At 33.6% G+C, this 15,267-nt stretch carries 15 protein-coding genes and 1 riboswitch; of the genes, 10 read left to right on the top strand and 5 right to left on the bottom strand.

Features of this window, described 5'->3' with window-relative positions; all coding sequences use genetic code 11:
* Positions 1-21 precede the first annotated feature (21 nt).
* On the bottom strand, positions 22-939 hold the full coding sequence (locus G9F74_RS13755) for an iron-hydroxamate ABC transporter substrate-binding protein (protein ID WP_000732581.1): 918 nt from the start codon (positions 937-939) through the stop codon (positions 22-24).
* 331 nt (positions 940-1,270) lie between these two features.
* On the opposite strand from G9F74_RS13755, the gene G9F74_RS13750 reads away from it, so the two are divergent.
* Complete coding sequence (locus G9F74_RS13750; protein WP_001078287.1) at positions 1,271-2,320, top strand: NAD(P)/FAD-dependent oxidoreductase; 1,050 nt, start codon at positions 1,271-1,273, stop codon at positions 2,318-2,320.
* Positions 2,321-2,583: 263 nt separating this feature from the next.
* Here the strand turns inward: G9F74_RS13750 and G9F74_RS13745 are convergent, their stop codons facing one another.
* Complete coding sequence (locus G9F74_RS13745) at positions 2,584-2,952, bottom strand: hypothetical protein (protein WP_016107435.1); 369 nt, start codon at positions 2,950-2,952, stop codon at positions 2,584-2,586.
* A 180-nt stretch (positions 2,953-3,132) separates the two neighbouring features.
* On the opposite strand from G9F74_RS13745, the gene G9F74_RS13740 reads away from it, so the two are divergent.
* From G9F74_RS13740 to G9F74_RS13710, 7 genes are all read left to right on the top strand, one after another.
* Positions 3,133-3,372, top strand: a complete 240-nt coding sequence (locus tag G9F74_RS13740) for a helix-turn-helix domain-containing protein (protein ID WP_002037874.1) — start codon at positions 3,133-3,135, stop codon at positions 3,370-3,372.
* Between the two features lie 236 nt (positions 3,373-3,608).
* On the top strand, positions 3,609-4,142 hold the full coding sequence (locus G9F74_RS13735; RefSeq protein WP_000051643.1) for an LSm family protein: 534 nt from the start codon (positions 3,609-3,611) through the stop codon (positions 4,140-4,142).
* Positions 4,143-4,163: 21 nt separating this feature from the next.
* Entirely contained in the window at positions 4,164-4,607 is a 444-nt protein-coding gene (locus G9F74_RS13730; RefSeq protein ID WP_016107436.1) for a hypothetical protein, read from the top strand.
* Between the two features lie 178 nt (positions 4,608-4,785).
* Positions 4,786-5,454, top strand: coding sequence for an LSm family protein (locus G9F74_RS13725; protein WP_016107437.1), 669 nt, complete (start codon positions 4,786-4,788; stop codon positions 5,452-5,454).
* Between the two features lie 237 nt (positions 5,455-5,691).
* Entirely contained in the window at positions 5,692-6,957 is a 1,266-nt protein-coding gene (locus tag G9F74_RS13720; protein ID WP_016107438.1) for a hypothetical protein, read from the top strand.
* Positions 6,958-7,099: 142 nt separating this feature from the next.
* The gene (locus tag G9F74_RS13715; RefSeq protein ID WP_001046090.1) at positions 7,100-8,326 is read left to right on the top strand and encodes an ATP-binding protein; all 1,227 of its coding nucleotides are present in this window, start codon (positions 7,100-7,102) and stop codon (positions 8,324-8,326) included.
* 221 nt (positions 8,327-8,547) lie between these two features.
* Positions 8,548-8,928, top strand: coding sequence for a hypothetical protein (locus G9F74_RS13710; protein WP_016107439.1), 381 nt, complete (start codon positions 8,548-8,550; stop codon positions 8,926-8,928).
* Between the two features lie 28 nt (positions 8,929-8,956).
* Here G9F74_RS13710 and G9F74_RS13705 read toward each other — a convergent pair whose 3' ends face one another.
* Complete coding sequence (locus G9F74_RS13705; protein ID WP_000862992.1) at positions 8,957-9,589, bottom strand: cyclase family protein; 633 nt, start codon at positions 9,587-9,589, stop codon at positions 8,957-8,959.
* Positions 9,590-9,674: 85 nt separating this feature from the next.
* A riboswitch (SAM riboswitch) is annotated at positions 9,675-9,787 on the bottom strand.
* Between the two features lie 150 nt (positions 9,788-9,937).
* Between G9F74_RS13705 and G9F74_RS13700 the strand changes: the two genes are divergently transcribed.
* Positions 9,938-11,047: a PRK06851 family protein gene (locus tag G9F74_RS13700; protein WP_016107440.1), complete on the top strand. Its 1,110-nt coding sequence runs from the start codon at positions 9,938-9,940 to the stop codon at positions 11,045-11,047.
* A gap of 111 nt (positions 11,048-11,158) precedes the next feature.
* The gene (locus G9F74_RS13695; RefSeq protein WP_001208227.1) at positions 11,159-11,941 is read left to right on the top strand and encodes a nucleotidyltransferase domain-containing protein; all 783 of its coding nucleotides are present in this window, start codon (positions 11,159-11,161) and stop codon (positions 11,939-11,941) included.
* 116 nt (positions 11,942-12,057) lie between these two features.
* Here G9F74_RS13695 and G9F74_RS13690 read toward each other — a convergent pair whose 3' ends face one another.
* Both G9F74_RS13690 and G9F74_RS13685 read right to left on the bottom strand, forming a co-directional pair.
* Positions 12,058-13,359: an MFS transporter gene (locus G9F74_RS13690; protein ID WP_001183101.1), complete on the bottom strand. Its 1,302-nt coding sequence runs from the start codon at positions 13,357-13,359 to the stop codon at positions 12,058-12,060.
* A 142-nt stretch (positions 13,360-13,501) separates the two neighbouring features.
* On the bottom strand, positions 13,502-15,028 hold the full coding sequence (locus G9F74_RS13685; protein WP_016107441.1) for an FAD-dependent oxidoreductase: 1,527 nt from the start codon (positions 15,026-15,028) through the stop codon (positions 13,502-13,504).
* Positions 15,029-15,267: the final 239 nt, after the last annotated feature.

The raw sequence follows: 15,267 nt of genomic DNA, 5'->3' as shown, positions 1-15,267 counted from the left end.
TAAGAATTCCTCATGTTTGTATTATTTACCAAGAAAGCTTTTCTTGAAGAAGTCTAGTTGGAAATCTAATGTAAGTGGATCATTGAAATAGAATTCCATCATGTTTGCTTCGTATACGCGATTATTTTTTACTGCTGGAATGTTTTTATATGATTCTGTCTCTTGGAAGGAGTTATCAGTATCTTTGTTTTTACTTACGATTAAGTAATCACCAGCAAACTCAGGCAATACCTCAGTAGATAATGCGTAGTAACCTTCTTTTAAAGCTTTTTCTTTTACTTTTTCAGGCATTTTTAATTTCATTTCTTGGTACAGAATTTCTGTTCCGCGGCCCCAGTTCTCGCCGTATACATAAAGCTGTTTATTGAAGTTTTCAACAACTGATACTGTTGCATCTTCACCAATTTTTGCTTTAATTTCTTTACCAGCTTCTTGTGCACGTTTCTTGAAATCATCAATCCAAGTTTTTGCTTCTTTTTCTTTGTTTAATAACTTACCGATTTCTAAATGTTGTGTTAAGTAATCAACTTTTCCGTAAGTGTATGTTACAGTAGGTGCGATTTTCTTTAACTTATCAACATTTTTAATATTTGATAAACCAATGATTAAATCTGGATTTAGTTCAGCGATTTTTTCAACATTTTCATCTGATACTTCAGCAACATCTTTAAGTTTACTATCAAAACGTGGGTTTTGTTTAGACCATGAATCTACCCCAACAACATTTACGCCTAATGACATTACGTTACCAGCGAATGATGATAAAACAACAACGCGTTTTGGATTTGCAGGAACTTCTACTTTACCATTTTCAGATTGGTATGTAATTGTTTCTGATTTACTACCTTTTGCATCATTCTTTTTGTCTGTAGAGCCGTTGCTACAAGCACTCATAACAAGAACGAAAAGAACTGTTAGTGAAATAAATAACTTTTTCATCGTCTTTCTCCTTTAACATAGATGTATGTGTATACAATAATTTGTTTAACTGCAATCTTTTTGAAAGAGTAGTGGTAATGCAAAATGTTTATTAAAAATCTTGAATTTGAGATTTCACAAAATAGTATTAACCATATTAATGAAAGAAGATGTAATCCCAAATTTGCTAATTATTAACAAGTTGATAATGATTATCACTATTGATTCTTTAAATAATATAATTTTATATGGGTGTATTGTCAATAGTAATTTTGATTGTAAATTTTGCGGAAACAGGTTATATTTTATTGAGAATGATAATCAATGATTAGTAGCTGAGGAGTGAGCACGAATGAATCGAGAAGAATTGTTTGATGTAACTGTAATAGGCGGAGGACCTGCAGGGCTTTATTCAGCTTTTTATAGTGGACTTAGAGAGATGAAAACGAAAATAATAGAATTTCAACCACAGTTAGGTGGAAAAATACATGTTTATCCGGAGAAGATGATTTGGGATGTAGGAGGGCTATTGCCAGTTACAGGTGATAAATTAATTGAACAACTTGTACAGCAAGGGCTAACATTTAAGCCGGAAGTTGTATTAAATACAAAAGTAGAATCAATTATTCGTAATGAAGATGGAACTTTTACGCTAAAAACAAGTACTGGCGAAGAACATTTTTCAAAAACAATTATCGTCGCAACTGGAAGCGGTATATTGAAACCGCAAAAGTTATCGATTGAAGGTGCGGAGCGATTTGAAGTATCGAATTTAAATTATACAGTTAAATCTTTAATGCGTTTCAAAGATAAAACGATCATTATTTCTGGTGGAGGAAATTCTGCCGTTGATTGGGCGAACGAATTAGAACCAATCGCGAAAAAAGTGTATGTAACATATAGAAAAGAAGAATTATCTGGTCATGAAGCACAAGTAAAACAACTAATGAACAGCTCAGCGGAGTGTTTTCTGAATACATCGATTACAAAATTAGTTGCTGGTGATAATCATGAAGCGATTGAATATGTAGAATTAACGAATCATGAGACAGGTGAAGTTTCTCATTTACCTATTGATGAAGTTATTATTAATCATGGATATGAACGTGACATTACATTATTAGAAAATAGTGAGTTGGACGTTGCGATTATAGATAATTTTTATATTGCAGGTAATGCAAATAGTGAGTCTTCTGTAGATGGATTATATGCTGCGGGAGATATTTTGAAACATGATGGGAAATTGCATTTAATTGCGGGAGCATTCCAAGATGCTGGAAATGCTGTGAATAAAGCGAAACAATTTATTCAGCCAGATGCAAGTGAGTACGGAATGGTTTCTTCGCATAATGAAGTATTTAAAAAACGAAATCGAGAATTGATAAAGCAAATGATGAAATAATAAAGTGAAACTTTAATCAGTGGGGGCTATCCTGCACTGATTATTAACCTTCACTAATCGGGCTTTTACTGTCCACAAATAGCGGGATAAAGGTACAAGTATACCCCCATTTACTTCTCTATTCAAATAGACGAGAGATGTAAATGGGGGTTTTCCTGTTTACTATATTTTCAATCATTATTATGACACCGGTTTCATCAGTTCATATGACATGAACATTTTATTTGTAAATCAGTCTAGAAAATAATGAATCTATGTTTTGTTTACGCTGTTCCTTCTGCTCGTTCGTTAGGAAATGGCATATTTAGTATAGAAGCAATGTATTGTTTTCCATGTTTTCGAGCCAATGACTCTAATATTTGACGAACGCGTTTTGTAAGATGCCCTTGTTTTTTTATCGCTTCACAATATGCGTCGTAGAAAGCATATTTAGCCCATAGAAAATCATCTTGTTGGAATAAGAAATGATTTTTGTACCATTCACCAATTGTATGATAACAATTGATTTCGTGTATTGCTACGCCTTGAGAAAGAATACGATCAGATAAAGATGTAGTTAAATGAGAAGTTGTGTTTTCTGTTTCAACTTGTAATGTTTTTTCTAACATTGTAATGATGTGACGAGTAGCCATATGTTAACTCTCCTTTGTGTAAATGGGTGATACCATTCTATATTTAAAAAAATACTTACTATATTATTATACAATATATGGAATGGTTCTACCTGCTTTTTAAACTGCATTTACAAAATCTTTTTTATTTGTTTACAAAAATAAAGTAAGATACAGTATATATGAAAAAACAATAAAGGAATGAACGCATTGTATATAACAATAGAAGAAGCTGCGGAGTATTTGAATTTACCAAAATCGTATATTGAAGAGCTAATTCAGCAAAAGAAAGTTCGTGCGCTATTCGATGGAGAGCAATATTTATTAAATAAAGAACAATTCAACACGCATTTAGAACAAATGGAGAAATATAAACAATTAGTAGAAGAAATATTAAACGAACCAATTCCAGAAGATATGGACGTTAAAGACGAAGACTAAACTTTAGGAAATCCCGTATGAAGATATGCAGAAATGTATCTTCATACGGGATTTTTTTATCTAAAGATATCAAAATCCTAAGGAGCCCTCAGGATTTCTTAGAATTTTGATAGGTAGTAGTCTACCATGTTAAAAGCATATTTTTTTCGAGCTAGGACAAACATAGAGAACGTAACCTGTACAGATACATATACTATCAGTGCAAAAGCTTATAAATTAATGGAAGGGGTTTTCTCGTGAGTTTATTTCATTGGGATTTTTTGAAAGACTTAATTGGATCTTATGTAAGAGTGAACAGAGGTGGACCAGAATCTCAAAAAGGAACAATAGTATCATTAGGTGCGGACTACTTCGGATTAGAGAATGAAAAAGGAGAGAGCCATTACTACCAGCTTCGCCATCTGAAAAGCATTACCCAAAATACGAAAGATGGTGGAGTAGGTGATTTAGAATGGGTGGAAGAAGACATTGCAGAAGACTTTGAAACGCTACTTCAAAGCTTCAAATACCGCTGGGTGAAAATTAACCGTGGTGGACCAGAGAAAATTGAAGGTATTTTACAAGATGTTTCTGGCGGTTATGTAACATTGATTATTAAAGAAGAAGTTGTATTAATTGCACTATCTCATATTAAGAGTGTTAATTATAATGCATCTGTAAGTGGACAGAGTGATGAGAGTAGTGATGAGAGTAGTAATGAGAAAAGTAATGAAAACAGCAATAATTCAAATCGAGCTCGCGCACTAAGACAATCAAGTAGAGGAAGATAAAACAGAAAGGAGGGTATGAATTTGGAGGATGTATTATGCTGTGATCAAATCAAAGGTTTAGTTGGTGAGAATGTAAAAGTAAATCTTCGTGGACCGGAAAGTCGAGTAGGTGTACTGTCATTGTTAGGAAAAGATTACCTTACACTACAATTACCTCATGGAGAATTAGTGTATTATCAGCTGAAACATGTGAAGAGTCTAGTCAGAAAAGTGAAAGAGGCACAAGGAGAATATGGTTCATGTTTTTATGCGGAAGAAGATACTTTTTTAGATGCATTAAATGACTTGAAGTATAAATGGATAAAGATTAATCGTGGTGGACCAGAGTGTGTGGAAGGTTTATTAAGTGATATACATGATGGGAATATTACACTAGTTAATGGTGATGAGGTCATTTATGTGATTAATTCTCATATTAAGAGTGTGAGTCAAATAGTTAAAAACAAAAAGAATGAAGAAGAATAATGTTTAATAAATAAAAGGGGCATTATGATTGAAAATGAAGAATGATTTCATATTTCTCTGTAATTATTTGTGGATATATGAAAAAGGGTTTCTTACTATTAAAAAACAGAACATTGCCCCTGATTATTTTTAGAATAAAAGAAAGGGAAATTGAAATTTCATAGGAAGGAGGATATAGATGAATGAGTTACACAAAAGTATTGGAGAAAATATATATGTTAAATTAATTGGTGAAAAGAGATTTAAAGGCGTATTAATCGATGTAGGAAATGATATTGTTGTTCTTTACAATGGACAAGACTACGTATATATATCTTTATATCATATCCAATATTATAAATTTTTAAGACCATATGATGAAGAAATATTAAAACCTGATGTAGATTCTGTAATTAAAAGGGAATCTCCTTCAATTTCTTTGAGGAAAGTATTAAGCACATCTAAAGGGATTTTCACAGAAATTTATGTAGCAGGTAATGCTTCAATACATGGATATGTTACAAGTGTAATGAACGATTATATTGTTTTTTATAGTCCAGTCTATAAAACTGTATATATATCTTTAAAGCACTTAAAATGGTTAATTCCGTATAAAGAAAACCAAGTGCCTTATTCCCTCAATAAAAATGAACTCCCCGTAAATCCATTAAATATTACGTTAGCTCGAACGTTTGAGGAGCAACTTATTAAAATGTATGGAAAGATTATGGTGTTCGATTTAGGTGAGGAATCCAATAAAATTGGAAAAATGGCGAAGATCGATGAAGGACATATTGAAATATTAAAAGCGCGTGATGCAAAAATGTATGTGAATATTCAACATGTAAAATCTGTCCATTGTCCGTAGGTTAGTTGAAAGGGCTGGCTTTTTCTTTTATATGCAGAAGGAAAGGTCGGGCCTGTTTGTTTAGTTCGATTTGGATATGAGGGGAAAAATGAATTGAATATAAATTATGTTAGTATGATTTTTGAAGAGGCAATCTTGTGCTAAATTATAAAAAATATGTACGAGCCACCTTTTGATGTATTCAATTTATTTTTTGAGGAAGAACTGCTCAACTAATTTACTAAAGGGGTTTTATTTGTGGAGCAGTTTCCAAATTCGTTATCGATTACATTACTTGGTAGTGCTGGTGGAGCAGCGAAGGCAGTTTTAGCAATTTTAAATCAAGCGATAGCAAATGAAAAAGATCCAATTTATGAAGTGATAAAGAATGTTACATTTCATTTGGTTGATATAAAACAAAAAGATAGGGCTTATTATGATGAGTTGTTTCCAAATTTGAAAGGTCATTTGTCATTATATGAAATAGACCTTCAAGATGTAGTGAAATTTAAACAGCATTTAACAGAAAAAAGTACGAGTGTTGTTATTGATGTTTCGGGTGCAGATACGATCAGGGTACTGAGCTGTTGTAATGAACTTGGAATCTTTTATATTAATTCAGCTTTGGAAAATGAGGCGGTAGATCAGGACGATAGTTTACTTGGATTTCAGCTTACGGAACGATATACGAGGTTTGAGAAAGAGAAAGAAAAATTTACAAATACAAAAGCGATTATAGGTTCAGGTATGAATCCAGGTGTTGTTCAATGGATGGTTGTTGAACTTATGAAAGAACGGCCGAATGAACAGCCACAAGCATGCTATATTGTAGAACATGATACGTCGTTTTTGAATGATACGGCACTTATAAAGCCGTATACACTTTATACGTCATGGGCAGTAGAGCGATTTCTAGACGAAGCGATATGGAGTTATCCGATGTATATGAGTCATCATCGTCCTCTTTATTTTTATGAGGATGTATATGCTTCAGAGTATAAAGTGAAGTTAGGAGAAAGAGAGTTTTATGGTTGCTTAATGCCACATGAGGAAGTTTTAATTTTAGGGAAAAATTTCAACATGGAAGTTGGTTTTCTTTACCGAATTAATGAGTATACAACAAATGTAATTAGACAGAACTTAGATAAGGTAGAAGATTTATGGAACTGGAATCGTAAAGTATTCAATCCAGCGGAAGAAGAGGTTGCAGGAGAGGATCTAGTAGGTGTATTACTCGTTTATGAAAATGGCGAGACGTATATGTATAACGTAATGAATAGTAGCCAAGTTTTTCATAAATATAAAACGAATGCAACTTACTTCCAAGTAGGGTGCGGAATTTATGCAGGTTTGTGTAGTTTACTTTTAGATCACTTTGGACAAGGTGCTTATTATGTCGAGGAATTATTATTAAATACAGAAAGTAAGTACGGTGAATATTTAAATTTATATATGAAAGATTTTGTAATAGGGCATAATGATTTTACGGATGGACTGCTACATGATAGGGTCAGATGGATATAAGTTGTGACTAGAAAGGAAGGAGAAGTCTCCTTCCTTTCTAGTATTATAAGGTTACGTATTGCCCTGAAAGCAATTTCATACTTATAATTTAAGGAGATAACGGCGGGGATTTTTTTTCGTATCGATCAAGGGGAGTTTTTATATGAACAAATACAAGAGCTTGATTTATGAAGAAAGAAAAGCTTTAAAGGTATTTATATTATTATTCTATATTATATTCTTTTCATATGACGCTATATATTATTTTGTATATCCTGCTATGAATATTAATGGAACAACGGTAGGGTGGCCAGAAGGAAGCCTTGGGATAGGCGTATATATATTTGTAATAGCATTATTCCCTATTTCAATGTATCTTCAAAAAAGAGGTTATGTATATTCTATAAAATATTTATTTTTATTTGGGTACATGTTTATCAATCTTATAAATAATTTAATGATTTATTTGCGAACGGATAGAGCTTTTGAACATGGTAGTATGGTAGAAATGTTATTAATTTTATTTGCACCGGTTTTCGTGAACAGAAAATATTTTTATTTAGTTTCCTTTAGTGTAATTGGAAAGTACGTACTTTTTACATTGATACTACAAGATCTAAAAGTTGTGATTCCGCTTGTCTTATGTGTATTCTATTTCATTATTTCACATTCTTTGTTGAAACGATTTCAATCTTATGTAAGAACGGTTGTTGAAATGATGAACAATATGAAAGAGACAGAAAATTTAGCTGTAATTGGGACTATGTCTACAACAATTGCGCATGAAATCCGAAATCCATTAACGGCTTTGAAGGGGTTTACGCAAATGCAAAAAGAAAGAAACCCTGAAGATATGATGAGCTATGAAATAATGTTACAAGAAATTGAGAGAATTAACGGATTTGTTAGCGAATTGATGTTATTAGGAAAACCGAAACCAACAAATTATGAATGGTGTAACATACGGGAAATCCTTTTATATGTTGTGCAGTTAATGGAAAGTTATGCGAGTCAATATAAAGTGAAAGTTTATTTGCAAATAGATGGAAACTTACCCGTTATAAACGGTGATGATAAACAATTAAAACAAGTGTTGTTAAATATTATTAAAAACGGAATAGAATCAATGCCAGAAGGTGGGGATATTCATATTCGGGCATATGAAAAAACTAAGGGGTATTTGTGTATTGCTGTCGAGGATCAAGGATTTGGTATAGAGGCAGGAAAATTAGAGAAGATTGGAAAGGCTTTTTACACAACGAAGGAGAATGGTACAGGGCTTGGTTTAATGATTACATATAAAATTATTAAAGAACATCAAGGGAGTATCACGATTCAAAGTAGTATGGGTGTGGGAACGAAAGTGGAAATTTATTTACCGACGATGTAGCGAAGTAGAAGAAAATATTTTTCAGAAAAGTGTTCTTCTTGAAACATTTAATAAAATGTTTCAAGAAGGGTTTTTTTTATAAAATACTTCGTTTATAATGGAGGAAAATATCGACATGAGATTGGTTACTCATGTAACGGTTCGGTAGTGTTATGAAAAGAAAAGAAGGGGTGCCCGCGCATCCTTTTTTCTATGCAGATATGATGAAAGAGGTGGTATTGATGGAATTAACATTAAATTCGACTGTATGCTTACACACGATTCAATTTCGAAAAGAGCAAAAGAATTATATTGTAAAAGATACAATTACAGGAGAAAAATATGAAATGCCGCCACTTTGGATTGATGCATTGGCAATGATGCGTGACGGTTTTTTATTGGGAGAAATTGAGGAGAAATTAAAAGAAGAGTATCCAGCAGAAGAAGTAAATATACTAGCATTCACGAGGCAACTGTTAGAGCTAGAACTTGTTGGAATGGTAGATGGGGAAGAGATAGCTTGTACAAAGAAGAAAGAGAAAGATTATTTAGCTTGGGTACGTCTCCGGTTGGAACAATTTTTCCTTAATGTAAATAAAAAATATAGAAGCAAAGGTCAGTGATGATCTTTGCTTTTTTGTAGTCCATATTTTAAAAAATAACAGCGAATGCCCTTGCGAAAGCACCGTCACTATTTTTAATTTTTAAAGGTGCTGCTGAGAAAAAGAAACGTTTCGCTTTAATAGCATCTAGATTTGTTAAGTTTTCAATTAAGAAAATATTATTGCCTAACAGTATGTGATGAATGGGTGATGTTTCTGTCGTTACCTCATCGGGAGAAATAAAATCTAAACCGACTGATTTTACTTTTAATTCAACTAGTTCTTCAGCTAATTCTTCGGAAAGATAAAATGCTTCTTTCTCATAAGCTTCTGTATTCCATTTATTAGATAGATTAGAATGGAAAATGACAATATCGTCTTTTTTTATGTCGGCATTATGCAATACTTCTTTAGGGAGTTTTCTCTCTTGAACATGAGTGACATCGATGAGAACTGCTTCACCTACAAACTGATCAAGGGGCAATTGATCAATCGTTGTTGCACCAGAAATAAAATGCGCGGGAGCGTCGCAATGTGTACCGACATGAACGACCGAATGGAAATCTGTAACTTGATATCCCGTTTCTTCAACGCTTGTAATGGTTTCTAGTTGGATTGTTGGTGTTCCGGGAAATTGAGACATATTATTTTCAAACGTTTGTGATAGATCAATTACTTTCATTTTAAATACCTCCAATATATGTTTTTCAAATAATAAAAAGCCCATCTTTCATGATCAAGAAAGATGGGCTTTACATACTAGTTGCGTTTTATCTTCCAAAATGCAATGCATTTTGCAGGAATTAGCACCTATTCAGTTCTTATAAACTGAGGTTGCTGGGCTTCAAAGGGCCGGTCCCTCTGCCTCTCTTGATAAAGGTTTATTCAGTTTCGGAATTCGAAATATTCATGATATTTAAATTGTAATTCATTTCCTTTTTTCACGCAATACAAATTAGGTGTTCACCCAAATAAAGTTGCTCGCATATTGTAGCTTATGTAAGTAGACTGTTGCGAAGGAGTGAGTGCAGTGACAGGGAATGTGTTAAATTATTATGCTGGTGGTAATACAGCTAGAGGATTTCATAATTTATACGAAGAGAATTTAAAAGGGCTAGATAGGTTGTTTATTTTAAAGGGTGGTCCAGGAACGGGAAAATCTTCTTTAATTAAGGCAATAGGTCGTGAATGGGTTGAAAAAGGATATGATATTGAGCTTTTGCATTGTTCTTCTGATAATAAGTCGGTTGATGGGGTGATTATTCCGAAATTAAAAGTAGGAATTGTTGATGGAACATCACCGCATGTTATTGAGCCGAAAATGCCAGGAGTTATTGAAGAGTATATAAATTTAGGAGTTGCTTGGGACTCAGGTAAATTAAGAAAGCAGAAGGTAGAAATTGAACGGTTTGTATCAGAAGCGAGCAAGGCTTTCAAATCTGCTTACAGATGTTTTAAAGAGGCATTAGTTATACATGATGAGTGGGAGAAAATATATATTAATAACATTGATTTTAATAAAGCAAATGAACTAACAGATCAGCTAATTCAGAAATTATTTGCAGATAAAAAGGGGCAACAATCGATTGTGAAACATCGTTTTTTAGGAGCTGCTACACCGAAAGGAGCAGTTGATTTTGTTCCTAATTTAACAGAAGGATTGCCACATCGTTATTTTATAAAAGGACGCCCGGGCTCTGGAAAATCAACAATGCTCAAAAAGTTATCGAAGGCAGCAGAAGAAAAAGGTTTTGACGTTGAAGTATATCATTGCGGATTTGACCCGAATAGTCTTGATATGGTTATTGTAAGAGAATTAGGATTTGCAATTTTTGATAGTACCGCACCACATGAATATTTTCCAAGTCGCGTGGGTGATGAGATTATAGATATGTATGCTCTTATTGTTAAACCGGGGACGGATGAGAAGTATGCTACAGAAATTCGTGACGTTTCCATTCAATATAAAGCAAAAATGAATGAGGCGATGTCTTTCTTAGCAAAAGCAAAATCAGTTCGTGATAAATTAGAACGAATTTATATTGCTGCTATGGATTTTTCAAAAGTGGATGCATATAAAGAGGAAATTCAAAAAGAGTTTGAACGAATTACCGCTACTGTAATTGAAAAGAAAAAATAGTCTTTGTTAAACTGTCAGAAAAATTCTGGCAGTTATTTTAGTGTGTAGTAAAATTAATAGTATATTTGTCGAATTTCCAAGGAAATAATCAAAAAATGGGGATGGTATGAAATGAGAGAAAAAATTGAATTAGAGTTAGAAAGAATTGAAGAAGAGAATGATGTGAAAATTTTATTTGCAGTGGAATCGGGGAGTCGTGCTTGGGGATTTCCATCGAAAGATAGCGATTATGATGTTAGGTTTGTTTATATACATCCGGTAGAATGGTATTTATCAATTCATGATAAACGTGATGTAATTGAATATCCAATTAGTGATGACTTAGATATAAGTGGCTGGGATATTAAAAAGGCATTACAACTGTTTGCGAAGTCAAATCCAGCTTTACTTGAGTGGATTCGATCACCAATTTTTTATTCGAAAAACTCTAACTTTCCAGAGCAGCTTCAGCAAATGAGTGAAAAGAATTTTGATCCAAAAGCAACGATATATCATTACTTACATATGGCTTCAAAAAATTATCGTGAATTTTTGCAAGGCGAGAATGTAAAGTTGAAAAAGTACTTTTATGTATTACGTCCTATTTTAGCTTGTCAGTGGCTAGAAGAGAAAGGGACATTACCTCCAGTAGAATTTAATCGATTGATTACAGAACTATCTATAGAACGTAGTGTATTGAATGAGATTGAGAAGTTGTTAATAAAGAAAAAAGCGGGTACGGAATTAGATGTTGGATTGAAAATTCAAGTGTTAAATCAATTTTTAGAAGAACAAATTGATTATTATCAGCAATACGTGAAAGGGATTGAAAAGGGATTAGGGATTGATATTGAGAGTTTGAATACACTATTTAGAAATATGTTGTTTGAAGTAAATAAAAAAGAGCACAAGTAAATTTGTGCTCTTTTTTTATCCCGCTATTTGTGGGAGCCTTACTGCCCGTAAACGCCTGATTGGTGTGGACTAATAATCAGCTGGGGATGCACCTCAACACTGATTAAAGTTTCACTTTATTTTGTAGGAATAAAGAAAACAGATATAGCTGCGATAAGACCTGCAAAAGAGAATAAGTAAAAATTCCATGCTAAGTCATATTGCATTGTCATAATAATACCGACAAGAATAGGTCCAGCAATTGCACCAACTCGGCCAAGTCCAAGTCCCCAGCCTAAGGAGGTAGCTCGTATATGTGATGGGAAGTATTGTGTTACATAAGCATTTAATATTTGAGTAATACCGACTGATCCAATTCCAGCAAGACCAATTAAAAGATAAATGATTGTAACAGATGGTTTAATTGTTAGTAGTCCAATACATATGGCTGCCATAAGATAGGAGATGCTAATAACAATTTTTGCTCCTATACGATCGGCAATCGCCCCAGCAAATAATGCGCCGATAGCTGCAGTAATATTTAGCATAAGTAGAAATGATAAACTAGATCCAAGAGGATATCCTGCCTGACGCATCATCTGTGGTAACCAAGTATTTAAACCGTATATTAAAAACATTCCCATTATATAAGTGATCCAAAAAAGTAGCGTTGCTTTTATGTATTCTTTTGAGAATAACGTAAGAAATCCATTTTTCTTTTGTATATTAGATGGTGCTTCAGAAATTTCATCTTTTACATGGAATTCAATTTGAAAGCGATTAAGAATTTTGTTCACTTCTTCTTGTCGATTCCGCGATAATAAAAATTGAATGGACTCAGGTAAATAAAGAATAATGAAAGGAATGAGGAGTAGCGGAATCATTCCGATGCCAAACATAATTCTCCATCCGAAATCTTCTAACATAAACATGGATAAAATAGCACCTAACACGATACCTAAAGGATAGCCGGTAAACATAAGAGCATAAATAAAAGATTGCCGTTTTTTTGATGAATATTCAACAGTAAGTGCGGAAGCCGTTGGGATAACACCGCCTAATCCGATTCCTCCGATAAATCGAGATAGCCCAAATAATTCAGGAGAAGGAGCAATTGCAGCTAAGCCCATTGTGATAGAAAAAAGAGCTAAACAGCATATAAGTGTCCACTTTCGTCCAATTAAATCTGTAATGGTTCCGATTAGAATAGCGCCAATAAACATCCCAAATAGAGCATAGCTGGCAATTGTTCCAGCTTGAGCTGGTGATAGTGCCCAGCTGTTGTCTTCTAAAAGCTTTGGCAGAACGGCACCGTAAATACCTAAATCATATCCGTCAGCTAGAATGGCGAGCCAACAAATAAAAACAACAAGTTTTGTAATAGAGCTTGAAAAGATAGTTTCTGTAGATTCTAGATGAGGTGGAGCAGAAGGTTGCATAGTATTCACCCCTTTTATTTGTAGATGAATATATTATTTTATTTACTGTTAATATTCCCCTTCTTATGTCGAAATTTATATGAAAAGGTGTCATGAAAAACAAAGAAGTTCAACAGGATTCTTGTTGAACTTCTTTGTTTTTTTATTCGTTATCAACTCGTTTTAATGGTTGATCTGCTGGCCCTTCCATAACATCGCCATTAATTGAAAAACGAGAACCGTGGCAAGGACAATCCCAAGTACAATCACCGTTATTCCATTCAACTTCACAGCCGAGGTGTGTACAAGTCGTATCGACGATATGTAGTTTTCCTTCTTTATCTTTATAAGCACCTGCTCGTTTACCGTTGACATGTACAACGGATCCTTCGCCAACTTCAAGATCCTCTGGTTTACGTAATGCAGTTTCAAGTTTCCCTTCAATTAAATGTTTAGCAACATCAATGTTTTGAGAAAGGAATGTTTTTATATCTGGATTTGCATGAAAGCGTGATGGTGCAAACAGCTCTTTATATGGGCTGTGGACTTTTAGAATGGAATCCTTCAGTAAATGAGCTGCAGCAGTTCCTGTTGTCATTCCCCATTTGCGATATCCAGTTGCAACAAATATATTTGGATTGCTTTCGTTAATATGTCCGATATAAGGGAGCTTGTCTAGCGTAATCAAATCTTGCGCTGACCATCTATAGGGAACTTCATCTACTCCAAAAGTTGCTTCAGCAAAAGAATAGAGTGCTTCATAATGAAGCATCGTATTTATTCCCTGTCCCGTTTTATGGCTCTCTCCGCCAATCAAAATCAACTTTTCTCCATTGTTTGTTATATAGCGTAAGGAGCGTTTTGGATCATCAATACTTAAATACATGCCACCTGGATAATCTGTTTTTGCTTTTATTGCAAGAGCATAGGAGCGTTCTGCGTACATTCGCGTAAAGAAAAAGCTATTCGCATCATAAAAAGGAAAGTGAGAACAAGAGACGACATATTCACAAGTGATGCGATGCCCCTCTTTTGTAATTACTTGTGGATAATCTCCTTTTTCCACATCCATAGCTGTTGTTTGTTCATAGACCTTTCCTCCCATCTCCACAAACTTTTCTAAAAGTGTTTTCAAATAAAGGAGGGGGTGGAATTGCGCTTGATTTTTCATTACAAGTGCAGATTGTACTGGAATAGGAATCGATAGAGATTGAACATAGTCACAAGGTATATTTAATTTTTGATAAGCTTCATATTCTTTCGATAAATTTCTTAAACCGTTATCAGTAGTTGTATACAAGTATGAATCTTCATTTGAAAAATTACAGTCGATTTTATATGTTTGCACAGTGTCATTTATGAATTGTAGAGCATGATTATTTGATTCATAGTAAAGCCTGGCTTTTTCCACACCGAAATGATTTATTAATTCGTCGTAAATAAGATCATGTTGTGCTGTTACTTTTGCTGTTGTATGCCCAGTTGTTCCATTTAAAATAAGACCAGAATCAATTAAAACAACGTCGATGCCTTCTTTTGCAAGTAAATAGGCAGTAGTAATACCCGTAATACCAGCACCGATAACAGCAACTTTCGTCTTTATATTTTCGGATAAACGAGGAAAAGTAGGGAACGGAGTAGATTCAATCCAATAAGATAAGGGCAGTTGTGGAAATGTATCACTTGTCATTGTGGAAACCTCCTAATTTTAGAACAATTTTCCTTTTAATATTTCCATATTATATGAAATTCATGTGCGTTATTTTAGAAGGAGTCTATTTTTATTAAAAGAGGGATTAAATTATTTTAATATAATTAATTTGATTGGGCATTATGAAGAAGTAGCATGTATATAAAACTAAATTTAAGTGATTCCATTTATTGATTACATAGAGGATTCTTGAATGAGATAGAGTCCATGGTATTTAA

Source organism: Bacillus sp. EKM202B, assembly GCF_011066025.1.
Taxonomy (GTDB): Bacteria; Bacillota; Bacilli; order Bacillales; family Bacillaceae_G; genus Bacillus_A; species Bacillus_A toyonensis.
The sequence above is the reverse complement of the archived record's forward strand: the minus strand, read 5'-3'. Positions and strand labels throughout refer to the sequence as shown.